The 21251-nt window shown below is 68.0% G+C and carries 23 protein-coding genes; 13 read left to right on the plus strand and 10 right to left on the minus strand.

From position 1 onward, the window contains the following. Window positions 1–60: 60 nt before the first annotated feature. Window positions 61–297: a 50S ribosomal protein L31 gene (gene rpmE / locus ACFPN9_RS11235; RefSeq protein WP_066726217.1), complete on the plus strand. Its 237-nt coding sequence runs from the start codon at window positions 61–63 to the stop codon at window positions 295–297. Window positions 298–413: 116 nt separating this feature from the next. On the opposite strand, the gene rcdA is transcribed toward rpmE, so the two are convergent. Further along, window positions 414–941, minus strand: a complete 528-nt coding sequence (gene rcdA, locus ACFPN9_RS11240; protein WP_066726215.1) for a protease adaptor protein RcdA — start codon at window positions 939–941, stop codon at window positions 414–416. A gap of 292 nt (window positions 942–1233) precedes the next feature. Beyond that, complete coding sequence (locus ACFPN9_RS11245; protein ID WP_066726213.1) at window positions 1234–1434, minus strand: DUF1192 domain-containing protein; 201 nt, start codon at window positions 1432–1434, stop codon at window positions 1234–1236. Window positions 1435–1683: 249 nt separating this feature from the next. On the opposite strand from ACFPN9_RS11245, the gene ACFPN9_RS11250 reads away from it, so the two are divergent. Beyond that, a complete protein-coding gene (locus tag ACFPN9_RS11250; protein WP_066726211.1) occupies window positions 1684–2409 on the plus strand; it encodes a DUF1013 domain-containing protein in 726 nt (241 codons plus the stop codon). A gap of 47 nt (window positions 2410–2456) precedes the next feature. Further along, window positions 2457–3341 carry an MBL fold metallo-hydrolase gene (locus tag ACFPN9_RS11255; protein ID WP_066726208.1) on the plus strand — a complete coding sequence of 295 codons (885 nt, stop codon included), beginning with the start codon at window positions 2457–2459 and terminating at the stop codon, window positions 3339–3341. Window positions 3342–3366: 25 nt separating this feature from the next. On the opposite strand, the gene ACFPN9_RS11260 is transcribed toward ACFPN9_RS11255, so the two are convergent. Then, the gene (locus ACFPN9_RS11260) at window positions 3367–5277 is read right to left on the minus strand and encodes a propionyl-CoA synthetase (protein ID WP_066726206.1); all 1911 of its coding nucleotides are present in this window, start codon (window positions 5275–5277) and stop codon (window positions 3367–3369) included. Window positions 5278–5450: 173 nt separating this feature from the next. Between ACFPN9_RS11260 and ACFPN9_RS11265 the strand changes: the two genes are divergently transcribed. Both ACFPN9_RS11265 and ACFPN9_RS11270 read left to right on the plus strand, forming a co-directional pair. Beyond that, window positions 5451–6212 carry a sulfite exporter TauE/SafE family protein gene (locus tag ACFPN9_RS11265; RefSeq protein WP_066726203.1) on the plus strand — a complete coding sequence of 254 codons (762 nt, stop codon included), beginning with the start codon at window positions 5451–5453 and terminating at the stop codon, window positions 6210–6212. Between the two features lie 95 nt (window positions 6213–6307). Next, window positions 6308–7936 carry an acyl-CoA synthetase gene (locus ACFPN9_RS11270; RefSeq protein WP_066726201.1) on the plus strand — a complete coding sequence of 543 codons (1629 nt, stop codon included), beginning with the start codon at window positions 6308–6310 and terminating at the stop codon, window positions 7934–7936. Window positions 7937–7942: 6 nt separating this feature from the next. On the opposite strand, the gene ACFPN9_RS11275 is transcribed toward ACFPN9_RS11270, so the two are convergent. Further along, window positions 7943–9562: an OpgD/OpgG family glucan biosynthesis protein gene (locus ACFPN9_RS11275; protein WP_377816954.1), complete on the minus strand. Its 1620-nt coding sequence runs from the start codon at window positions 9560–9562 to the stop codon at window positions 7943–7945. A gap of 193 nt (window positions 9563–9755) precedes the next feature. Further along, window positions 9756–9944: a YdcH family protein gene (locus tag ACFPN9_RS11280; protein ID WP_066726194.1), complete on the minus strand. Its 189-nt coding sequence runs from the start codon at window positions 9942–9944 to the stop codon at window positions 9756–9758. A 232-nt stretch (window positions 9945–10176) separates the two neighbouring features. Between ACFPN9_RS11280 and ACFPN9_RS11285 the strand changes: the two genes are divergently transcribed. From ACFPN9_RS11285 to ACFPN9_RS11315, 7 genes are all read left to right on the plus strand, one after another. After that, complete coding sequence (locus ACFPN9_RS11285) at window positions 10177–10395, plus strand: YdcH family protein (protein ID WP_066726185.1); 219 nt, start codon at window positions 10177–10179, stop codon at window positions 10393–10395. Window positions 10396–10587: 192 nt separating this feature from the next. Beyond that, window positions 10588–10887 carry an aa3-type cytochrome c oxidase subunit IV gene (locus tag ACFPN9_RS11290; RefSeq protein WP_066726182.1) on the plus strand — a complete coding sequence of 100 codons (300 nt, stop codon included), beginning with the start codon at window positions 10588–10590 and terminating at the stop codon, window positions 10885–10887. Window positions 10888–10924: 37 nt separating this feature from the next. Continuing rightward, a complete protein-coding gene (locus tag ACFPN9_RS11295; RefSeq protein WP_066726178.1) occupies window positions 10925–12121 on the plus strand; it encodes a Re/Si-specific NAD(P)(+) transhydrogenase subunit alpha in 1197 nt (398 codons plus the stop codon). Continuing rightward, window positions 12114–12551 (plus strand): NAD(P) transhydrogenase subunit alpha part 2, encoded by a 438-nt coding sequence (locus ACFPN9_RS11300; RefSeq protein WP_066726176.1) that lies wholly within the window; start codon window positions 12114–12116, stop codon window positions 12549–12551. The genes ACFPN9_RS11295 and ACFPN9_RS11300 overlap by 8 nt, the downstream gene beginning before the upstream one ends. 6 nt (window positions 12552–12557) lie before the next feature. After that, window positions 12558–13964: an NAD(P)(+) transhydrogenase (Re/Si-specific) subunit beta gene (locus ACFPN9_RS11305; RefSeq protein WP_066726174.1), complete on the plus strand. Its 1407-nt coding sequence runs from the start codon at window positions 12558–12560 to the stop codon at window positions 13962–13964. A 72-nt stretch (window positions 13965–14036) separates the two neighbouring features. Then, on the plus strand, window positions 14037–14516 hold the full coding sequence (locus ACFPN9_RS11310; RefSeq protein WP_066726172.1) for a GNAT family N-acetyltransferase: 480 nt from the start codon (window positions 14037–14039) through the stop codon (window positions 14514–14516). Window positions 14517–14557: 41 nt separating this feature from the next. Then, the gene (locus ACFPN9_RS11315; protein ID WP_066726169.1) at window positions 14558–15403 is read left to right on the plus strand and encodes an alpha/beta hydrolase; all 846 of its coding nucleotides are present in this window, start codon (window positions 14558–14560) and stop codon (window positions 15401–15403) included. On the opposite strand, the gene ACFPN9_RS11320 is transcribed toward ACFPN9_RS11315, so the two are convergent. Together ACFPN9_RS11320 and rpsU are read right to left on the minus strand one after the other, a co-directional pair. After that, on the minus strand, window positions 15404–16264 hold the full coding sequence (locus ACFPN9_RS11320; protein ID WP_066726167.1) for a tetratricopeptide repeat protein: 861 nt from the start codon (window positions 16262–16264) through the stop codon (window positions 15404–15406). 219 nt (window positions 16265–16483) lie between these two features. Then, window positions 16484–16717: a 30S ribosomal protein S21 gene (rpsU, locus tag ACFPN9_RS11325; protein WP_054140900.1), complete on the minus strand. Its 234-nt coding sequence runs from the start codon at window positions 16715–16717 to the stop codon at window positions 16484–16486. A gap of 129 nt (window positions 16718–16846) precedes the next feature. Here rpsU and ACFPN9_RS11330 point away from each other — a divergent pair, with 129 nt between their 5' ends. Further along, the gene (locus tag ACFPN9_RS11330) at window positions 16847–17278 is read left to right on the plus strand and encodes a hypothetical protein (RefSeq protein WP_066726165.1); all 432 of its coding nucleotides are present in this window, start codon (window positions 16847–16849) and stop codon (window positions 17276–17278) included. Between the two features lie 4 nt (window positions 17279–17282). Here ACFPN9_RS11330 and ACFPN9_RS11335 read toward each other — a convergent pair whose 3' ends face one another. The 3 genes from ACFPN9_RS11335 to ACFPN9_RS11345 all read right to left on the minus strand — a co-directional run bounded on the left by ACFPN9_RS11335 (window position 17283) and on the right by ACFPN9_RS11345 (window position 20510). Next, a complete protein-coding gene (locus tag ACFPN9_RS11335; protein ID WP_066726163.1) occupies window positions 17283–18389 on the minus strand; it encodes a 5-(carboxyamino)imidazole ribonucleotide synthase in 1107 nt (368 codons plus the stop codon). Continuing rightward, window positions 18386–18886, minus strand: a complete 501-nt coding sequence (gene purE, locus ACFPN9_RS11340; RefSeq protein ID WP_066726162.1) for a 5-(carboxyamino)imidazole ribonucleotide mutase — start codon at window positions 18884–18886, stop codon at window positions 18386–18388. The genes ACFPN9_RS11335 and purE overlap by 4 nt, the downstream gene beginning before the upstream one ends. Window positions 18887–19142: 256 nt before the next feature. Then, window positions 19143–20510, minus strand: coding sequence for an ABC1 kinase family protein (locus tag ACFPN9_RS11345; protein ID WP_066726160.1), 1368 nt, complete (start codon window positions 20508–20510; stop codon window positions 19143–19145). Window positions 20511–21251: the final 741 nt, after the last annotated feature.

Here is a 21251-nt window from a genome sequence, read left to right on the forward strand (position 1 = left end):
GGCCGGGCAGGCTTGCCTGCTTGTCGACCACGCCCGTTCTCGACGTTTGAGGATTTAGCCATGGCCAAGACCGGCATCCACCCCGACTACCACACCATCAAGGTCGTCATGACCAATGGCACGGAATACTTCACGCGTTCGACGCTCGGCAAGGAGGGCGACACGCTGAACCTCGACATCGACCCGACGACGCATCCGGCCTGGACCGGCGGTTCGCAGCAGATGCTCGACCGTGGCGGCCGCGTCTCGCGCTTCAACTCGCGTTTCGCCGCGATCGGCTCCCTCGGCAAGAAGTGATCTGCCGGCGGGTTCGCCCGCCTGCGCTGATTTGAATCAAGAACGGCCCGGTCTTTCGACCGGGCCGTTTCGTTTGGGCGGGTGCCGGGCGCGGCGATCGGCCGCGTGCGGAATCGTCAGAGTGCGAGGCCGAGGCGGGCCTGCAGGCTGGCGAGCTGGTCCTGGACGGGGTTGGCCTTCTCGGCCGGAGCCGGGGCGTTCATCTGGCCCTCGAGATGGCGGATGCGGGCCTGCAGCCGGAAGGAATGGGCGATCAGGTCCTGAAGCCCCTGCGGCAGGCGCTCCAGCTCGGCCGCCGTCCCGGACACGCCGGTCTCGGGGATGCGGACCTTGGCGTTTTCGGCGCGCGCCTGCTCGGCCGTCATCTCGCCCTCGGCGACGGCCCGCTGCACCAGCAGCCAGGAGGCGATCTGCATCAGCCGCGTCGTCAGGCGCATGCTCTCCGTCGCATAGCCGAGCGCGACCTCGCGCGGCAGCGCGGCCGAAGCGGTCCGGCCCTCGCCGTCGAGATAGGCCGCGGTCTGCTCGACCAGGCCCATGCCCTCGCGGAACAGCGCCATGAAGGCATCGGACTTCACGAAGCCGCGCGCGAAGGAGATCGCGCCGTCGTCGCTGGTGGTCTCGCGGATCAGCAGGTCGTTCATGGCCTTGTCTCCCATCGGCACAACGCCGTGTCCGCTTGGCACGCGTCACGGCTCATGCCGTCGATGTCGCAAGGATAGCGCCGATGGGCGGGCGCCGCGTCGGTAACGTCTGGTTAACCTTAACGCGGGTACAGACCATAAAAAAAGAGCCGCCCGAAGGCGGCTCGAAGGTCAACAGGGAGGCGTCAAACAGAGCGGGCAGGAGCCACTCGCATCCAGACAAACTGGATGATCCGATTCATACTTTGGAATCGTTAAGAGCCCCTTAACGCGGACGCCATCAGCCGCTTTTTCAGCCGGGTTTCCGAAAAAAAGCATCGGCCGCGCTGCGCGAGGCGTCCTTCTTCGCCCGCGCCTCGGTCAGCCGCTCGATCTCGGCCTTCAGTGCCGCCACGCGCAGGTCGATCTCCGCCAGCGACAGCATCGACAGATCCTGCCCGATCTCATGGACGGGCTTGGGCTTGGGGCGGTCATCATCGGAAAACAGCGACATCGGCGGCTCCTTCGGCTCGTTTGCGCCGAGGTTACCGCTCTGCCCGGCCCGGCGCCACCGGCCGGAAACACCCTGCGCCGCACCGCTTTTTCTTGGACAGGCGGGCGGGCTGAGTCTATAAGCCGGCCATCCTGTTCATCGTCGATGATTTGGATGGCCGGCCGAGGAGGCCGGTCGGCGCCCGAGAGCTATTGCCCGCGACGTTGACCCGGCCCCGCGCCGGATTCCGAGATTCCAGGAGACAGCCCCGTGTCGTTACCTCCGCTGATGCCGAAAGCCACCGCGGTCTGGCTGGTCGAGAACACGTCCCTGACCTTCGAGCAGATCGCCGAGTTCTGCAAACTTCACCCACTCGAGGTGCGCGGCATCGCCGATGGCGAGGTCGCGGCCGGCATCAAGGGGCTCGACCCGATCACCTCGGGCCAGCTCACCCGCGAGGAACTCGAGCGCGCCAGCAAGAACCCGGCCCACCACCTCAAGCTCGCCGAGCGCAAGGTGAAGGTGCCCGAGATGAAGAAGACCAAAGGCCCGCGCTACACCCCCGTCTCGAAGCGCCAGGACCGGCCCAACGCCATCCTCTGGCTCCTGCGCAACCATCCCGAGCTCAAGGACGCGCAGATCATCCGCCTGATCGGCACGACCAAGTCGACGATCGCGCAGATCCGCGACCGCACCCACTGGAACGCCCAGACGCTCTCGCCGATCGACCCGGTCAGCCTCGGCCTGTGCTCGCAGATCGACCTCGACTTCGAGGTCGGCCGCGCCGCCAAGGACCGCCCGGCCATGGTCGCCGAGATCGGCTCGACGCTGCTGCCGGCCGAGGAGACCACGGCGCCGGAGCCCACGCCGCTGAGCCAAACCTTCGCCGACATGGGCAAGCCCAAGCGCGAGGAAGAGGCGGCGATCGACGTCGATTCCGTGTTCGCCAAGCTCAAGCAGATGAAGCGTCCGGTCGACGAGGACGACGAGGCCTGAGGCGGCGGCGGCTTGCCGATGGCGGCTCGCCCTGACACCTTGCCGGCATGAGTGCCGGACTAGCCTTCACCTTTCTCGGAACCGGCGCGCCGCCTGTCAGCCTGCGGCGCGCCGGTCCCTCTCATCTCGTCGAGGCCGGCGGCTGCAAGCTGCTGATCGATTGCGGCTCGGGTGTCAGCCAGCGGCTGGTTGCGAGCGGACATCGCGGCGCCGACATCGATCTGCTGATCGTCACACACGAGCATTCCGACCATCTGGTCGACTTCTATCAGCTCGTCATCTCCTCCTGGCATCAGGGCCGCAACCGCCCCTGGCGGGTGCTGGCGCCGGCCCCTGCGCTGGCCAATCTGCGGGATCAGTACGAGGCCTTCGCGCGCGAGCGTCACCTGCGCATCGCCTTCGAGCAGCGCCCCGATGCCAGCGGCCTCGATATCGTGTTCGAAGAGTTGCAGGAGGGGCCGGTCGCCGGCCTCCAGGGCCTCTCCGTGACGGCCTTCCTGGTCGACCACAAGCCGGTCGAACCGGCCTTCGGGCTGACGCTGAGCGACGGCACGAGCCGGATCGTATTCTCCGGCGACACCCGCCTCACGCCGACGCTCGAGCAGGCCGCCGAGCACTGCGATCTGCTCGTCAGCGAAGTCTATGTCGAGAGCCAGATGCCGGTCGTCGCCGGCGTCCGCACGGCCGCCACCGTCGCAGCCGTGAAGAGCTACCACATGACGCCGCAGGTGGTCGGCGATCTGGCACGCCGGAGCGGGGCGAAAGCCCTGGCGATCACGCATATCGTGCCGCCCGCAGCCGATACGGCGCTGGTCGCTGAAGAGATTCGCGCGAGCGGCTATGCCGGTCCGCTGATCATCGGCGAGGATCTGATGCGGCTGGAATGGCCAAAGCGCCTGCTGCGATGGAACGGCGCGACCATCGGCCTCTAGCCCGACGATCCGCGCAGGGCGCGCCCTATCCCAGCCCCTTCGCCTTCAGCGCCAGCCCGATCTCGTCCAGCACCGCCGGGTCCTCGATCGTCGCCGGCATGGCGTAGTCCTCGCCATCGGCGATCTTCTTCATCGTCGCGCGCAGGATCTTGCCGGAGCGCGTCTTCGGCAGCCGCCCAACCGTCAGCGCCAGCCGGAAGGCGGCGACGGGGCCGATCTTCTCGCGCACCAGCGCCACCAGCTCGCGCTCGACGGCATCCGGGCTCTGGGTGATGCCGGATTTGAGCACGACGAAGCCGCAGGGCTGCTCGCCCTTGAGCGCGTCGCGGATGCCGACGACGGCGCATTCCGCCACCGCCGGATGCGAGGCCAGCACCTCCTCCATGCCGCCCGTCGAGAGGCGGTGGCCGGCGACGTTGATGATGTCGTCGGTGCGCCCCATGATGAAGACATAGCCGTCGGCATCGATGAAGCCGGCATCCGAGGTGTTGTAGTAGCCCGGGAAGGCCGCGAGATAGGATTCGACGAAGCGCTCGTCGGCCTGCCACAGGGTCGGCAGGGCGCAGGGCGGCAGCGGCAGCTTGATGACGATCGCGCCCATCGTGCCGGGAGGCACCGGCCGCCCGCCCTCGTCGACGCATTGCACGTCGTAGCCCGGCATCGGCACCGTCGGCGAGCCCGGCTTGACCGTGAGCAATTCAAGGCCGATCGGGTTGCCGACGATCGGCGAGCCGGTCTCGGTCTGCCACCAATGGTCGATCACCGGCACCTTCAGGATATCCTGCGCCCAGACCAGCGTGTCGGGATCGGCCCGCTCGCCGGCCAGGAACAGCGCCCGGAAATGCGAGAGATCATAGGCCGGCAGCAGCCTGGCCTCCGGATCCTCCTTGCGGATGGCGCGGAAGGCGGTGGGCGCCGTGAACAGCACGACCGCCTTGTGCTCGGCGATCAGCCGCCAGAAGGCACCGGCATCGGGCGTGCCCACCGGCTTGCCCTCGTAGAGCACCGAGGTCGCGCCCTGGATCAGTGGTGCATAGACGATGTAGCTGTGACCGACGACCCAGCCGACATCCGACGCCGTGATCATCACCTCGCCCGGCTTCACGCCGTAGAGATTGTCCATGGTCCATTTCAGCGCGACCATGTGGCCGCCATTGTCGCGCACCACACCCTTGGGCTTTCCCGTCGTGCCCGAGGTGTAGAGGATGTACAGCGGGTCGGTCGCCGCGACGGGGACGCACTCCGCCCGTCGCCCCTGCGCCTTGGCGGCCGCGACCAGCATGCGCCAGTTCTTGTCGCGGGTCGCATGCATCGAGGCCTCGGCCTGCGGCCGCTGCAGGATCAGGCAGGTCTGCGGCTTGTGCGCGGACAGGTCGATCGCCTGGTCGAGCAGCGGCTTGTATTCGACCACGCGGCTGGGCTCGATGCCGCAGGTCGCGGCCAGGATCACGCGCGGCTTGGCATCCTCGATGCGTGTCGCCAGCTCCTTCGCCGCGAAGCCGCCGAAGACGACCGAATGCACCGCGCCGATACGGGCGCAGGCCAGCATGGCGAAGGCCGCTTCCGGCACCATCGGCATGTAGAGGACGACGCGATCGCCCTTGCCGACGCCGAGATCCTGCAGCACGGCCGCGAGCGCCCCGACCTCGTCGAGCATCTGCGCATAGCTGAAGACCGCCTTGGTGCCCGTGACCGGGCTGTCATGGATCAGCGCCGGCTGCTCGCCGCGCCCGTCGCGCACATGCCGGTCGAGCGCGTTGAAGCAGGTGTTGCAGGTCGCGTCCGGGAACCAGCGCCCATAGGCGCCCTGCGAAGCGTCGAAGATGCGCTGCGGCGGCGAGATCCAGTCGATCGCCAGGGCTGCCTCCGCCCAGAACCCCTCCGGATCGGCCTGCCAGCGCCGATAGATCTCGCCATAGCGGCCCGTCTCCGTCATGGCACCCTCCCCTCGTTCTTTTTCTCGCCATCCCTTTCCAGAGGCATGGCCCGGCGTCGAGAGCGACTTTCGCACATGGCGCCCCCGCGCCCTTGATCTTCTAACGCGGCGCGGGAGATGCCACGGTTGATCTGGCGCAACGGCCGCCCTTAGCCTTTCGGACCTCCCACGCGATGCTGCTCGACCCTGCCTTCTTCGCCGCCATGGTGCCGGCGGTCATTCTCATGGGGCTTTCCAAGGGTGGTTTCTCGGGGCTCGGCCTGCTCTCGCTGCCGCTGATGGCGCAGGTCGTCTCGCCGGTGACGGCGGCCGCGATCATGCTGCCGGTGCTGATGTCGCAGGATGTCGTGACTGTCTGGTCCTACCGCCGCGATTTCGACCGGCGCACGCTGGCGACGCTGCTGCCAGGCGCCGCACTCGGCATCTTCGCGGGCTATCTGCTGGCGGCGCGCGTCGCCGACGGCGCCGTGGTCCTGGCGATCGGCCTGATCTCGGTCGTCTTCGCGCTGCGCAACCTCGTCTCCGGTGGCAAGACGGAACTGCCGCCGGCACGGTCGAACTACCCGCAGGGCACGTTCTGGGGCGCGCTCTCAGGGTTTACCAGCATGATCGCCCATGCCGGCGGGCCGCCCTACCAGATCTACACCATGCCGCTGCGGCTGCCGCCGGCCGTCTTCGTCGGGACGGGTGCGATCTTCTTCGCGCTGATCAACATCATCAAGGTCTTCCCCTATATCGCGCTCGGCCAGTTCACGACCGCCAACCTCACCGCCTCGCTGGCGCTGCTGCCGGTCGCCATCGTCTCGACGGTTGCCGGCGTCTGGCTGGTCCGGAAGGTCCCGGTGAAGCGCTTCTACCGGATCATCTACGGCCTGCTCCTGCTGGTCGGGCTGAAGCTGACCTATGACGGGCTGAAGGGTCTGCACTGGCTCTGACGCGAGATGCCCCTGCCCCCTTGCGCCCTATCGGACAAAGGGATGGATTACGGTGAAGGCCCGCAGAGGCTAAGCCGACCGGGAGGGGACACCGCATGACGACATCCGCCTACGACACCGATCTCGACCGCAACCCGGCCAACCACCAGCCGCTCTCGCCGCTGCCCTTCCTCGAGCGTGCCGCGAGCGTTTATCCGGACCATATCGCGATCATTCACGGCCCCATGCGCCGCAGCTATGCTGACTTCTACGCCCGCGCGCGCCGCCTCGCCTCGGCGCTCGCCCGCCACGGCATCGGCAAGAACGACACCGTCGCCGCCATGCTGCCCAACACCCCGGCCATGCTCGAATGCCATTACGGCGTGCCGATGTGCGGCGCCGTGCTCAACACGCTCAATACCCGCCTCGACGCGGCGATCATCGCGTTTTCGCTCGACCATGGCGAGGCCAAGGTCCTGATCACCGACCGGGAGTTCTCGAAGACGATCAAGGAGGCGCTGGCGCTGTGCAAGGCGAAGCCCCTCGTCATCGACTATGACGACCCCGTCTATGACGGGCCCGGCGAGCGGCTCGGTAGCCTCGAATATGAAGAGTTCGTCGCCGCCGGCGATCCCGATTACGCCTGGGTCATGCCCACTGACGAGTGGGATGCGATCGCGCTGAACTACACCTCCGGCACCACCGGTGATCCCAAGGGCGTGGTCTATCACCACCGCGGCGCCAATCTGCTGGCGACCTCGAACATCCTCACCGGGCAGATGGGCCGGCATCCGGTCTATCTCTGGACGCTGCCGATGTTCCACTGCAACGGCTGGTGCTTCCCCTGGTCGATCTCGCTCGTCGCCGGCACCCATGTCTGCCTGCGACAGGTGCGCGCGAAGGCGATGTATGACGCGCTCGCCGACCATGGCGTGACGCATCTCTGCGGCGCGCCGATCGTGATGTCGGCCCTGCTCAACGCGCCCGCCGAGGAGCGCCGCGATTTTCCCCAGACGGTGTCCTTCTTCACCGCCGCCGCCCCGCCGCCGGAGGCCGTGCTCGCCGGCATGAAGCAGGCCGGCTTCGAGGTGACGCATCTCTACGGGCTCACCGAGTGCTACGGCCCCGCCGTGGTCAACGACTGGAACCGTGACTGGGACGCCCTGCCCGCTCCCGAGCAGGCCGTGCTGAAGGCGCGCCAGGGCGTGCGTTATCCGGCGCTGGAAGGGCTCGACGTGCTCGATCCCGAGACGATGCAGCCCGTCCCGCGCGACGGCGCCACGCTGGGCGAGGTCATGATGCGCGGCAATGTCGTGATGAAGGGCTACCTCAAGAACGCGAAATCGACGCAGGCCGCCTTCGCCGGCGGCTGGTTCCATACCGGCGATCTCGGCGTGCGCTACCCCGACGGCTACATCCAGCTGAAGGACCGCTCCAAGGACATCATCATCTCCGGCGGCGAGAACATCTCCTCGATCGAGGTCGAGGACGCGCTCTACAAGCACCCGGCGATCCAGGCCGCCGCCGTCGTCGCGCGGCCGGACGAGAAATGGGGCGAGACGCCCTGCGCCTTCGTCGAGCTGAAGCCTGGAAAGACAGCCACCGAGGCCGAGATCGTCGCCTGGTGCCGCCAGCACCTCGCCGCCTTCAAATGCCCGAAGACCGTGATCTTCACCGAGGTCCCCAAGACCTCGACCGGCAAGATCCAGAAGTTCAGGCTGCGCGAGATGGCCAAGGCCTTGTGACCGCCGTCACTCCTTGGCCGGAGAGGGCGCGGCGGCCGCAGGCGGTGTCGCGGCCGGCGGGGGAGCCGGCGCCGTCCATGTGCTGATCCAGGTTTCAGACAGGGTCCGCCCACGGGCTTTCAGAAAGAGCCGCAGATCCGCCGTCTGCCCGTCCGGGAGGCTGGCGTCGATAATGCAGCGGAAGCCACCGGCCGCCGGATTGGGCTGCAGGATACGCGTGCCGATCGAGCCCGCCGTCACCGAGGCCTCGAGTTCGACACGGTCCGGGTCGGCGAGATAATAGCCGAGATCGCCCCCGGCGAAGTCGACGATGAAGCGCTTGGTGCCCTGGCCGGCGACATGCCCGTCCTCGACATCCGAGCCCGCGAAGCTGTGTCGCGTCTGTGCGTAAGGGTGCAGTTCGTCCGTCGTCGACAGGGCGGTGATGCGATAGCGGAACTCGGAGGGCTCGCCGGTCGGCAACGGCGTGTTCGGCGTCCAGCAGGCACCGATGTTGTCGAAGGCCTCATTGTCGGTCGGGATCTCGATCAGCTCGACACGCCCCTCGCCCCACTCGCCCTGTGGCTCGACCCAGTAACCCGGCCGGGCATGGTAATGCGCCTCGAGATCCTGATAGTTCCCGAAATCGCGGTCGCGCTGCATCAGGCCGAAGCCCTTGGGATTGGTGCCTGCGAAGCTCGAGATGCGCAGAGCCTTCGGATTGCGCAGCGGCCGCCAGATCCACTCGCCGCTGCCGGCCTGCATCATCAGCCCGTCCGAATCGTGGATTTCGGGGCGGAAATCGCTGCGCTGGGCGAGATCGCCCTCGCCGGCCTGGAACATCGAGGTCAGCGGCGCGATGCCGATGCGCTCGATCGCCTTGCGCGGAAAGATCGTCGCTGTGACGTCGACATGCGTCGTCGCGCCGGGCCGGACGACATAGCGATAGGCGCCTGCCACCGAGGGCGAATCGAGCAGCGCGTAGATCGTGAGCGCCGTCGAATCGCGCGAGGGCTCCTCCAGCCACAGCGCCCGCATGAAGGGAAACTCCTCCGGCTGGGCGCCGCCGATGTCGATCGCCAGCGAGCGCGCCGAGAGCCCGTAATGGTGGCCGCGCCCGATCAGCCGGAAATAGCTGGCGCCGAGGAAGGAGATGACCTCGTCCTGCACCCGCGGATCGTTGAGATTCGTCGTGACCGCGAAGCCCGCGAAGCCGAGCGAGGGCGAAAGCCCCTTCGGCACGGGCACCTTGCCGTATTCGAACAGCGAGGTGGTGAAGGGGATCGGCATCGCCGCGCCATGGCTGATGATGTGGAGCTGCACTGGCTTGTCGTGCAGGAAGCCGAGATGGAAAGGCAACAGCCGGAAATCCGAGCCGCCATCGCGCCAGAAAGCCTTGTCGCGACGGAAACGGATCTCCCGATAGCTGTCATAGGTCAGCCGCGCGAGTTCGGCGGGGATCGTCGCCGCGTCCGCGTCGAAGGGCCGCTCGCCCAGCTGGCGCGCCCGCGCCACCACGTCGTCATAGCCGAAGCTCTTCTGCGGCCCCGGCGCCGGCGCCTGAGCGCCCGCCGGCAGCGCGACGAAGGCGCTGGCGGAGGCCAGCAGCCCCAGCAAAGACCGCCGCGAGGGCCGACCGCTCCCCATGAGAGCCGCATCTTCGCACGCATGGGCGCGTCCATGGGGGTCAAGCCGCATCATACTGTCCGTCCTGCTGGTGGTGCAGCCCCAACAGGAACGGGTGCCGGAAGTTCCGATCCGCCGACCGGCAACAAAAAACCGGCCCCTTGCGGGGCCGGCCGAACACACGCGACGCAACTTCGGCCCGGAGGGCCGGCGCTCAATGGAGCGTTCGGTCCGGCATGGTCTGCCGCACCCGCTCGATCTCCTCCTTCAGCAGCAGCTTCTTTCGCTTCAGCTCGACCACGGTCAGATCGTCGGAGGAGGGACGGGCCACGGCCTTGGCGATGGCTTCCTCGAGCTGACGATGCTTGCGTTCGAGTTCGACGAGATGGGTCTGCAGCGACATCTGGATCCTCCTGATGAGCGGTTGACGGGATCAGTGTGACATAGAGCCGGCTTCACGTCTGCGGCGGTTTCGCGCGGGACCGCATGACATTCTGTGATCGTCACCAGAAGATTGACGTAACGGCATGAATGCCATCGGCTCCGGCTAGGCCGCTCATCCCCGCTCTTGCGGGGCGCCCGGCGTCTGACCATAGTCGCCGCCAATCGCGGCGATGATGGGACGGCGGCACTCCATGGGATTCGAGCTCAGCACTGACGAGATCGAGGCCTTCACCACGGAACTGGCGCGGCTGCGCGAGGAACATCGCGACCTCGACAGCGCTATCGACGCGCTGGAGCGCGTCGGCGCCATCAACCAGGTCCAGGTCCAGCGGCTGAAGAAGCGCAAGCTCTACCTCAAGGACCGGATCTCGCAGATCGAGGATGCGCTGACGCCGGACATCATCGCCTGAAGGACCGCGCTTCCCGCGGGGACAGGTGAATTTTTTGTAATTAAATCGATTTACATGGCTCATGAGCCGCATTAGAGGCGTTCCGCCGACGGCGTTCGCCGCCCTTGCGGAAGGCTGGCCACGGCGCTCCGTTGCCGACCTCCCGCAGGTGCGCTACACGGCATGAGACGAGCTTTTTCTCAGGATCAGACCATGGCCGATCACGGACACTCCGCCTCCGACATTCCGCAGATGGACTACCGCGAGCACGAGCGGACCTATCAGGGCTTCATCCACTTCTCCGAAGTCGGCACGGCCGCCTGCCTCGCCATTGTCGCGGCTCTCGCGGTCGGCGGCACCAAGCACGCCTGGGGCATCGCCATCATCGGCACGCTGCTGACCCTCGTCGCCACCGGCATCGGCATCGCCTCGAAGTCCATCGGCTGGCGCGCCCCGGCGGTACCGCTGGTGCTGATGCTGCTGGCGCTGCTGCTCGTCTCCGCCCCGCACTGATCCCGCCCGACCACCCGCGCCGAGAGGTTCCGCCGCCATGCGCATCGCCGTGCCTGCCGAAACGCAAGGGGCCGAGACCCGCGTCGCCGTGACGCCGGAGACCGTCCGCAAGTTCAAGAGCCTGGGAGCCGAGATCGCCGTGCAGAGCGGCGCCGGCCTCGCCTCCGGAATCTCGGACGCGGATTACGAGGCCGCAGGCGCGACCATCGCGGCCGACGCCGCCGCCGCGCTCGCTGGCGCCGCCATCGTGCTGAAGGTGCGCCGCCCTGCCGAGAGCGAGATCAAGAGCCTGCCGGCCGGCGCGCTCGTCATCGCCACCATGGACCCCTATGGCAACGAGGCGGCGCTCGCCGCGCTCGCCAAGGCCAAGGTCTCGGCCTTCGCCATGGAGTTCATGCCGCGCATCACCCGCGCGCAGGTGATGGACGTGCTCTCCTCCCAGGCCAACCTCGCGGGCTACCGCGCCGTCATCGACGGCGCCGCCGAATATGGCCGCGCCCTGCCGATGATGATGACGGCGGCAGGCACGGTGCCCGCCGCGCGCATCTTCATCATGGGCGTCGGCGTCGCCGGCCTGCAGGCGATCGCGACCGCGCGCCGCCTCGGCGCCATCGTCACCGCCACCGACGTGCGTCCCGCCACCAAGGAGCAGGTCGAATCGCTCGGCGCCAAGTTCCTCGCCGTCGAGGACGAGGAGTTCAAGCAGGCGCAGACGGCGGGCGGCTACGCCAAGGAAATGTCCAAGGAGTATCAGGCCAAGCAGGCCGAGCTGACGGCGAGCCACATCGCCAAGCAGGACATCGTCATCACCACCGCGCTGATCCCGGGCCGCCCGGCGCCGAAGCTGATCACGGCCGCCATGGTCGAGAGCATGAAGGCCGGCTCCGTCATCGTCGATCTCGCGGTCGAGCGCGGCGGCAACTGCGAACTCGCCAAGCCCGGCGAGGTCGTGGTGACGCCGAACGGCGTGCGCATCGTCGGCCACCTCAACGTGCCCGGCCGCCTCGCGGCCACCGCCTCGCAGCTCTACGCCAAGAACCTGCTCGCCTTCGTCGAGACGCTGATCGACAAGTCCGAGAAGAAGGTCGCGGTGAACTGGGACGACGAGTTGGTCAGGGCCACCGCCCTGACCCGCGACGGCGCCGTCATCCATCCGAATTTCGCGGCCAAGCCCGCGCCCAAGCCAGAACCAGAGCCCGCACCGGCCGTCGAGGGGAGCGTCACCAATGGCTAATCCGACTTCCGAACAGGCGCTCGAGCAGGCCCGCTCCGTCGCGGCCGCGGCGCGTCAGGCCGCCGATCTCGCCGCCCAGCACGCCGACAGCCTCGCCGCCGGCGCCAGCGCCGCGACCGGCGGCTTCGTCGACCCGACAGTGTTCCGCCTCGCGATCTTCGTGCTCGCCGTCTTCGTCGGCTACTATGTCGTCTGGTCGGTGACGCCGGCGCTGCACACCCCGCTGATGTCGGTCACCAACGCGATCTCCTCGGTCATCGTCGTCGGCGCCCTGCTCGCGGTCGGCGTCGAGGCGGCGCCCGCGTTGGGCGACGGCCCGGTCTGGGCCAAGATCTTCGGCTTCCTCGCGCTCGTCCTCGCGGCGGTCAACATCTTCGGCGGCTTCCTCGTCACCGAGCGGATGCTGTCCATGTACAAGAAGAAGGGCTGAGCGCCGATGGCCGCCAATCTCTCCGCCCTTCTCTACGTCGTCGCCGGCGTCCTCTTCATCATGGCCTTGAGGGGCCTCTCCCATCCGACGACCTCGCGCCAGGGCAACCTGTACGGCATGGTCGGCATGGGCATCGCCATCGCGACCACGGTCATTTTCTTCCCGCCGGCCGGCTTCTCGGGCTGGCTGCTGGTCGTGGCCGGGATCGCCATCGGCGGCGGCATCGGCGCCTTCATGGCGAAGCGCGTGCAGATGACGCAGATGCCGCAGCTCGTCGCCTTCTTCCACTCGCTCGTCGGCCTCGCCGCGGTGCTGGTGGCGGCGGCGGCGCTCTATGCGCCGAGTGCCTTCGGCATCGGCCGAGTCGGCGCGATCAGCGGCGCCAGCCTGTTCGAAATGGGCCTCGGCGTCGCCATCGGCGCGATCACCTTCACCGGCTCGATCATCGCCTTCCTCAAGCTCGACGGGCGCATGAGCGGCAAGCCGATCATGCTGCCGCAGCGCCACGGCATCAATATCGGCCTCGGCGTCGCGCTGCTCGTGCTGCTGCTGATCTTCCTGAAGACCGAGAGCCATGTCGTCTTCTGGCTGATCGTGCTGGTCTCGTTTGCGCTCGGCGTGCTGCTGATCATCCCGATCGGCGGCGCCGACATGCCCGTCGTCGTCTCGATGCTCAACTCCTATTCGGGCTGGGCGGCCGCGGGCATCGGCTTCACGCTCGGCAATATGGCGCTGATCATCACCGGCGCGCTGGTCGGCTCCTCGGGTGCGATCCTGTCCTACATCATGTGCAAGGCGATGAACCGGAGCTTCCTCTCGGTCATCCTCGGCGGCTTCGGCGGCGACGATGCCGCGGCCGGCGCCGGTGGCGCCGTGGAGGCCCGGCCGGTCAAGCAGGGCTCGGCCGACGATGCCGCCTACATCATGAAGAACGCCGGCAAGGTCATCATCGTACCGGGCTACGGCATGGCGGTGGCCCAGGCCCAGCACACGCTGCGCGAGATGGCCGACCTGCTGAAGAAGGAAGGCGTCGAGGTGAAGTACGCCATCCACCCGGTCGCGGGGCGCATGCCCGGCCATATGAACGTGCTGCTGGCCGAGGCCAACGTGCCCTATGACGAGGTCTTCGAGCTCGAGGACATCAACTCGGAATTTGGCCAGGCCGACGTCGCCTTCGTCATCGGCGCCAACGACGTCACCAACCCGGCCGCCAAGACCGACCGCACCTCGCCGATCTTCGGCATGCCGATCCTGGACGTCGAGAAGGCCAAGACCGTTCTCTTCATCAAGCGCGGCATGGCCGCCGGCTATGCCGGCGTCGAGAACGAGCTGTTCTTCCGCCCCAACACGATGATGCTCTTCGGCGACGCCAAGAAGGTCACCGACGATATCGTCAAGGCGATGGCGCATTGACGCGCCCTCGCCCCTGACCGCTGCGAAAGACCGGCCTCGCGCCGGTCTTTTTCGTTGGGAGTCCGCCACACCGTGAGCGTCACCATCCGCCCGATGCGCGAGGCCGACCGCGAGGCCGTGACAGGCCTGCTCGTGCAGCTCGCCGCCTGGGAGGCCGATCTCAGCAGCACCCGCGCCCGCGGCCGTGAGACGGCCCTGGCGCTGCTGGAGGCGGACAGCGCGCAGACGAGGTCGCAGGGCGGCGCCCAGTTCGTCGCCGAGCGGGACGGCGCCTGCCTCGGCTATCTCGCCCTGCGGCTCGGCCGCACGGGGCCTTATGTCCATGCCGAGCTGCGTGACCATGTCCTGATCGAGAACATCGTGGTCGCGGAGCGGGAGCGCGGCACCGGTATCGGCCAGATGCTGCTGGCGCAGGCCGAGCGCTTCGCCCGCGAGCGTGGCTGCCGGGCGCTGCTGCTCGGCGCGCTGACCGGCAACGAACCGGCGCTGCGCGCCTATCGCTTGGCCGGTTTCGAGGCCGTGTCCTACGAGATGCTGAAGCGGCTCGACTGAGCGTCGCGCGTTCGCCACCTTGCTGGGGGAGAAGCATTGCGATGATGATCCTCACCCGCCTGCTCGGCATCGCCCTCGCCGCTTACCTCGCTGTCCTCGGACTGCTCTTCGTGCGGCAGCGTGAGCTGGTCTTTCCGCGCAATCCCGCCCGCGCCGACCTCGCCGCCGCCGGACTGCCGGCTGCCGAAGAGCTGACCCTGACCGCGGCCGATGGCGAGCGCCTTGTCGCCTGGACGGTCCCTCCGCGGTCCGGCAAGCCGGTCATCCTTTATTTTCACGGCAATGCCGGCCATCTCGGCAGCCCCGGCCGCGTTGCGCGCTTCCGCGCCCTGACCGAGGACGGCACCGGGCTGCTCGCCGTCAGTTATCGCGGCTATGGCGGCTCGACCGGCCGGCCCAGCGAAGCCGGGCTGCATCTCGACGCCCGCGCCGCCTATGGCGCCGCCGTCGAACGCTTCGGCGCGGCTCAGCTCGTCGGCTATGGCGAATCGCTGGGAACGGGCGTCGTGCTGAAACTCGCCGCAGAGGCGCCGCTGGCAGCCGTCGTGCTGGAGGCGCCCTATCTCTCCACCGTCGCGGTGGCGCAGGGCATCTACCCTTACGTGCCGGTCGCCTGGCTGATGCTCGACAGCTTCCGCTCGGATGCGGTGATCGAGCGCGTCAGGGCGCCGCTGCTGGTGCTGCATGGCGAGCGGGACCGGGTGATCCCCTTCGCCCAGGGCGAGGCGCTGTTCGGCCTCGCCAACGCCCCCAAGCGGTTCCTGCGCTTCCCGAAGGGTGGACACGAGGATCTTCCGGCCCATGGCTCGCTGCCAGAGATCCGGCGGTTCGTTGCGGAGGCGACGCGGGGATCGGTCCAAGCGGCGGAGAGCCGCACCGTCGAGTGATCAGCTGCGGAAGAGCCCGCCGCCGCCACCCAGACGGCCCTGCCCGGCGCGCGCGGCCGCATTGTTGCCGTCCAGCCCGAGCGCGCGCTGATAGCTCTGCGAGGCTTCCGAGCGCTGGCCGAGCTTCTCCTGCGCGAAGCCGCGACCGGCCCAGGCGTCGGCGCTGCGGTTGTCGACGTTCAGCGCAGCGGTGAAATCCTCCAGCGCCGAATCGTATTTGCCGATGGCGTTGAGGCTCTGGCCGCGGGCGATATAGGGCGGCGCGTTGTAGGGATTGCGGTCGATCACCGAATCGAAATCGGAGATCGCATATTGGTGCTGGCCTTCCCGCTGGTAGACCAGCCCGCGCGCATGGAAGGCTTCCGCCGATTCCGGGTTCAGCCGGATCGCGACGTTGAGATCAGCCAGCGCCTGCTGGCTGTTGCCCTGGGCGCGCAGCAGATTGGCCCGCGCGATGAAGGCGGGCGCGTAGTTCGGCGCGACGCTGGTCGCCTTGTTGAAATCGGCCAGCGCCGCGTCGTTGCGGCCGCTCTGGCGCAGCGCCAGGCCGCGATTCGTGTAGGCCGAAGCGAGGTTGGGGTCGAGCTGGACCGCCTTGGTGAAATCGGCGATGGCGTCCGAGAAGCGGCCGACGCGGGCATAGGCGGCGCCGCGCGTGTTGTAGGCGCCGGGATCGTTGGGGTTGCGGTTGATGACCTCGGTCAGCGAGCCGATGTTGACGCTCGCCTCGGCCGCCGAGGCGGTGTCGAGTTCCGCGATCGGCTGGGCCGTCATGGTCGAAACGGTGTCGCAGCCCGCCAGCGCCAGGGCCAGGCCCGCAGCCGCCAGCCAGTTTCCGCCACGCATCATGCTCTGCCTCATCGGTCCGGTTCCGTTGCTCGTCTGCCGTGCCACCCCTCGGGCCGGCACCGCTTCATCGCGCTCCCCCAACCGACAGCGCCCCGCTCACCAGAACGCCCGCCAGTGCCAAGACTTGGTTAACGCCGCCGGAAAAGCAACAGCGCCCGGAGGAGACTCCAGGCGCGGTCGGGGCGATATCGGATCATCGAGGGAGGGCGAAACGCCGCAGCCCTGACAGGATCAGGGGCGCTTCGGCTTCACCGGCGCCGGCAGCAGGCCTTCGCGCTGCAGCTTCTTGCGCTGCAGCTTGCGGGCGCGACGGACGGCCTCGGCCTTTTCGCGGGCCTTCTTCTCGGAGGGCTTCTCGTAATGGCCGCGAAGCTTCATCTCGCGGAAGACGCCTTCGCGCTGCAGCTTCTTCTTGAGAGCGCGGAGAGCCTGGTCGACGTTGTTGTCGCGAACGAGAACCTGCACGTGAGTGTCCGTCTTTAGCGGGTTGGTCTAATAAGGGTGGACGGAGGATCGGCGAGGCAGACCCTTCGAAGGTTCGTGCGGATAACAGAAAAGCCTGCGGCTGTCCACGCCGCGAAACCGGGAAAATCGATGCAGAACGCCGCTTTCGAACCGCCCTCCGACTCCGAGGTCGAACGGCGCATCATGATCCTCGCCAACGACCTCGCGATTCCCGCCTGGGCGCGGGTCGAACAGGCCTATGCCAAGGGCGCGACCTTCGCCGAGGCCAAGCAGGCAGTGCTGGAAGCCGAGCTCGCCCGCCTCTCCGGCACCACCGACGACGCCATCCTCGACCGGCTGATCCAGCTGATCATGCAGACGCCGCCCTCGGCCCTGCGGCCGGCCGCGCGCCAGCGCCATCGCAAGGTTGTGCTGGAGAGACTGATGGCACCTTATCGGGAAAGCGGCGGCGCCGAGCCCGGCGCCTTCGCCCTGTTCCTCTATCGCAGCTTCGGCATCGTCCCGGCCCCGCTCAAGGCCTTCTGGCTCGCCCGCGGCGAGCGGCTGCAGCGGGTCCTCTGAGCCGTCAGCCCTGCTCGGGCCAGACCCGCGTGACATGGCCCATCTTGCGGCCGGCCCTGGCCTCGCGCTTGCCGTAGAGATGCAGATGCGCGCCCGGCTCGGCCAGGAGCTCGCGCCAGCGCAGCGCCGCGTCGCCGATCAGGTTCTCCATCTCGACCCGGCCGCGACGGGCGGCCGAACCCAACGGGAAGCCGCAGACCGCCCGCACATGCTGGTGGAACTGCGAGGTCTGGGCGCCCTCGCTGGTCCAGTGGCCGGAGTTGTGCACCCGCGGCGCGATCTCGTTGACGACGACGCTCTCGCTTGCCCCCTCGCCGACGATGAACATCTCGACCGCGAAGACGCCGACATAGCCCTGCGCCGCCCCGATCCGCCGCGCCGCCTCGATGGCGCTGGCCTCCGTGGCCGCGGTCACCTGCGCCGGGATGCGCGTGAAGGCGAGGATGTGGTCGCGATGCTCGTTCTCGCAGAGATCGAAGGCGGCGAAGCTGCCATCCGCCCCGCGCGCCGCGACGACCGAAACCTCGCGGGCGAAGCTGACGAAGCCCTCCAGCACGGCGGGCGCCCGGCCGATCGCCTGATAGGCTTCCGCGAGATCGGTCCCGGGCAGGATCTTGACCTGGCCCTTGCCGTCATAGCCGAAGCGGCGCGTCTTCAGCACGCAAGGCCGCCCCAGCGCCGCGACCGCGGCCTCGAGATCGGCCAGCGAATCCACCGCGCGGAAGGGCGCCACCGTCAGCCCCTGCTCGGAGACGAAGCGCTTCTCGCTGAGCCGGTCCTGCGTCACCGCCAGCGCATGGGCGCCCGGATGCAGCGGCTTGCGGGCCGCGAGGAAGGCCGCCGTCGCCGCCGGCACATTCTCGAATTCATAGGTCACGACGTCGACGGCCTCGGCGAAGCGCGCCAGCGCCGCCTCGTCCTCGTAAGGCGCCACCGTCTTCGCCGCCGCCACGTCGAAGGCCGGGTTCTCCGGCTCGGGCGCGAAGATATGGCTGGCGATGCCGAGATCGGCCGCGGCGAGCGCGATCATCCGGGCGAGCTGGCCGCCGCCGATGATGCCGAGCACGGCGCCGGGCGCCAGCGGCTGACCCTCGACCACCGGCGCGCTCACGCCTCGTCCTTCACGGGGCGTTCCGCGATTGCCGCGCTCTGGCGGGCGCGATAGGCGTCGAGCCGCTCCGCCAGCGCCTCGTCCGACAGCGCCAGCACGGCCGCCGCCAGCAGCGCCGCATTGACCGCGCCGGCCCGGCCGATGGCGAGCGTGCCGACGGGGATGCCGGCCGGCATCTGCATGATCGAGAGCAGCGAATCCTGTCCCGACAGCGCCTTGGATTCGACGGGAACGCCGAAGACCGGCAGCGGCGTCAGCGACGCCGTCATGCCGGGCAGATGCGCCGCGCCGCCGGCGCCCGCGATCACCACCTTGAAACCTTCGGCCTTGGCGCCGGTCGCGAATTCGACCATGCGCTGCGGCGTGCGATGGGCGGAGACGATGCGGTCGTCATGGGCGATGCCGAGCGCATCCAGCGTCTCGGCGGCATGGCGCATGGTCGCCCAGTCGGACTGGCTGCCCATGATGATGGCGACGGGCGCGGAGGTGGTGGCCATGGCGGGAAGCGCTTCCGGAAACGCTGGACGGGAAGCGCGCGATCTAGACCGCCCAACGCCGCACAAGCAAGCGCCGAATCGGGGCGCCGCGCCTCAATTGCCAGCATTTGCCAAAACGCGCCGTCATCCTGGGGCGACCGCAGGTCGTCCCGGGATCCATCATAGGGCATCGACGGTGCCTTATGATGGATCCCGGCCTGCGCGGCTGCGCCGCTTGTCCAGGATGACGCTGTGTTTCCTCGCGATAGGCCGAGGCCTAAACCATCGCCACCAGCCCCGCCCGCGCCAGCGCTGAGGCCTGGTCGGCCGCGACCGTCTCGATCTTGAAACCCTCGATCTCCGCCTCGAACAGCCGGTGGAAGTTCAATTCCGCATCGAGATGCAGGAAGACGCCACCGAGCCCGATCGCGGCGCGGTCCATAAAGACGAATTCGCGCGGCACCGTCACCGGCCCGCGCTTCTTCAGCGCCTGATGCACCTCGAAGGCCTGGCGGCGCCCATACTCCGCCGGGCTGACATCCTCGGCGATGCGGCGCGTGCGGTCCTCCAGCAGCGGCCCGTAGATGAAGCGCGCCCAGATGTTGAGCGTGTCGACCAGCTCCTTCGTCAGCCCCTTGAAGCCCCAGACCTCATAGGCATGGACGACGCGGGCCTCGTCGCCCTCCAGCAGGCCGCGATAGAGATCGACGACGCCGCCCACGAAGGACGGCGGGAAGATGCGGATGCAGCCATAATCGAGGAGGTTGATGCCCTGCGCCGCGCCGTCCTCCGAGAAGACGGTGTAATTGCCGAGATGCGGGTCGCCGTGGATGATGCCGTGATGGCTGAAGGGCCGCCACCAGGCCTTGAACATCGCGGTCGAGATCCGGTCGCGCGCCTGCTGCTCGTCCTGCTTGTGGGTCAGGATACCGTCACCCTCGAGCCAGTGCATGGTCAAAAGCCGCTTGGTCGAGAGCGAGCTCTCCAGCGCCGGCACGCGGATCTCCGGCGTCTGCGCCAGCACCTCGCGATAAAGCGCGATGTGCTTGGCCTCGCGCTGGTAGTCGAGCTCCTCGCGGACGCGCGCACCGATCTCCTTGGCGATCTCGCTGGTGTCGATCACCGGGTCCATGCGCCGGTGCAGCGCGAACAGAATGTCGAGCTGCGCGATGTCGGCCTCGACGGCCGATTCCATGTCCGGATATTGCAGCTTGCAGGCGAGCGCGACACCCTCCAGCGTCGTGGCCCGATGCACCTGCCCGAGCGAAGCCGCCGCGGCCGGCTGCAGATCGAAGGAGCCGAAGCGCTCGCGCCAGGTGGCGCCCAGCTCCGCCATCATCCGGCGCTTGACAAAGGCCGCGCCCATCGGCGGCGCCTGCGACTGCAGCTTCTGCAGCTCGGCGGCATATTCCGGCGGCACCACATCGGGGATGGTGGCGACGAGCTGCGCCACCTTCATGATCGGGCCCTTCAGCCCGCCCAGCGCCTTGGCCAGCGCCTCGGCATTGGACGCATTGCGCCCCTCCATCCCGAACAGCCGGGCGCCCGCAATCCGCGCCGCCACCCCGCCGACATTGGCCCCGACACGCGCATAGCGCGCGGCTCGGGCAGAAAAGCGGTTGGCTTCGGAGTCGCGGTCGGACATGGGGCGGGGCGCTCTCGGCGAGTGTCGGCCCTTCACATGTAGGGTGGCGCAGGCCCAGCACCAATGCGGCGGGTGGTCTCGCGGGGCGAGAGGGTGGAGGGGGGCGGTGGCCCGGCGCAGGCATTCAGAAGTGGTTGTTTCCGCTCCATAGCTGACATGCTCCGTCAGCCTTCGCCACGTGCGTGGGTTGCAGGGTCAGGTGCCTTTGGCGATGAGCAAGTAGGCACCTAAACCTTGATCCAAGAACTCATATCGTTTCCCTCTGGGCAACGACCACGGGGGGCTGAGGCATGGACTTCAAGAAACTTAGACGAGGCGCCGTTGAATTGTTCGAGGAGCATCGGGCAGGCTTGGTAGCCGTAGCGTTGGCGCTTGCAATGTTCGGATTGTACCGCCTCCGGCGCAAGCTGGGCCTAAACGAGGCAATATTCGCAAACTTCTTCACTGATGCGTGCGGGATTGCCGTTACGGTGCTGTTCATTGAGCGACTGGTTACGGCGCCCGACCGCCGCGCGAAGAAAATGGGGAGAGCCTTGGCTCTCCGAGAAGCTTTGGTGCTTTTCCATCGAGCCTGCCACATCATACGATACCCTCTGCAGGTAACCGCGCAGCTGCCCGAGTCGACTCGATTGCTGTCTCCGGAGGCGGTCGTGTCCCATAGCGTGGTGTAGCTGACGGTGGTCACCGGCGATTGCCGGTTAGGTTTGGGTTGTGAACGCCAACCCTGAACCGAGAGATCCC

Origin of the sequence: Allobosea massiliensis (assembly GCF_042655245.1) — a bacterium.
In the GTDB taxonomy this organism is placed as follows: domain Bacteria; phylum Pseudomonadota; class Alphaproteobacteria; order Rhizobiales; family Beijerinckiaceae; genus Allobosea; species Allobosea massiliensis.

Coding starts and splice junctions, on each gene's coding strand:
- rpmE (WP_066726217.1), top strand. CDS start 61: ATGGCCAAGACCGGCATCCACCCCGACTACCACACCATCAAGGTCGTC.
- rcdA (WP_066726215.1), bottom strand. CDS start 941: ATGAACGACCTGCTGATCCGCGAGACCACCAGCGACGACGGCGCGATC.
- ACFPN9_RS11245 (WP_066726213.1), bottom strand. CDS start 1,434: ATGTCGCTGTTTTCCGATGATGACCGCCCCAAGCCCAAGCCCGTCCAT.
- ACFPN9_RS11255 (WP_066726208.1), top strand. CDS start 2,457: ATGAGTGCCGGACTAGCCTTCACCTTTCTCGGAACCGGCGCGCCGCCT.
- ACFPN9_RS11260 (WP_066726206.1), bottom strand. CDS start 5,277: ATGACGGAGACGGGCCGCTATGGCGAGATCTATCGGCGCTGGCAGGCC.
- ACFPN9_RS11265 (WP_066726203.1), top strand. CDS start 5,451: ATGCTGCTCGACCCTGCCTTCTTCGCCGCCATGGTGCCGGCGGTCATT.
- ACFPN9_RS11270 (WP_066726201.1), top strand. CDS start 6,308: ATGACGACATCCGCCTACGACACCGATCTCGACCGCAACCCGGCCAAC.
- ACFPN9_RS11275 (WP_377816954.1), bottom strand. CDS start 9,562: ATGGGGAGCGGTCGGCCCTCGCGGCGGTCTTTGCTGGGGCTGCTGGCC.
- ACFPN9_RS11280 (WP_066726194.1), bottom strand. CDS start 9,944: ATGTCGCTGCAGACCCATCTCGTCGAACTCGAACGCAAGCATCGTCAG.
- ACFPN9_RS11285 (WP_066726185.1), top strand. CDS start 10,177: ATGGGATTCGAGCTCAGCACTGACGAGATCGAGGCCTTCACCACGGAA.
- ACFPN9_RS11290 (WP_066726182.1), top strand. CDS start 10,588: ATGGCCGATCACGGACACTCCGCCTCCGACATTCCGCAGATGGACTAC.
- ACFPN9_RS11295 (WP_066726178.1), top strand. CDS start 10,925: ATGCGCATCGCCGTGCCTGCCGAAACGCAAGGGGCCGAGACCCGCGTC.
- ACFPN9_RS11300 (WP_066726176.1), top strand. CDS start 12,114: ATGGCTAATCCGACTTCCGAACAGGCGCTCGAGCAGGCCCGCTCCGTC.
- ACFPN9_RS11305 (WP_066726174.1), top strand. CDS start 12,558: ATGGCCGCCAATCTCTCCGCCCTTCTCTACGTCGTCGCCGGCGTCCTC.
- ACFPN9_RS11315 (WP_066726169.1), top strand. CDS start 14,558: ATGATGATCCTCACCCGCCTGCTCGGCATCGCCCTCGCCGCTTACCTC.
- ACFPN9_RS11320 (WP_066726167.1), bottom strand. CDS start 16,264: ATGAGGCAGAGCATGATGCGTGGCGGAAACTGGCTGGCGGCTGCGGGC.
- ACFPN9_RS11330 (WP_066726165.1), top strand. CDS start 16,847: ATGCAGAACGCCGCTTTCGAACCGCCCTCCGACTCCGAGGTCGAACGG.
- purE (WP_066726162.1), bottom strand. CDS start 18,886: ATGGCCACCACCTCCGCGCCCGTCGCCATCATCATGGGCAGCCAGTCC.
- ACFPN9_RS11345 (WP_066726160.1), bottom strand. CDS start 20,510: ATGTCCGACCGCGACTCCGAAGCCAACCGCTTTTCTGCCCGAGCCGCG.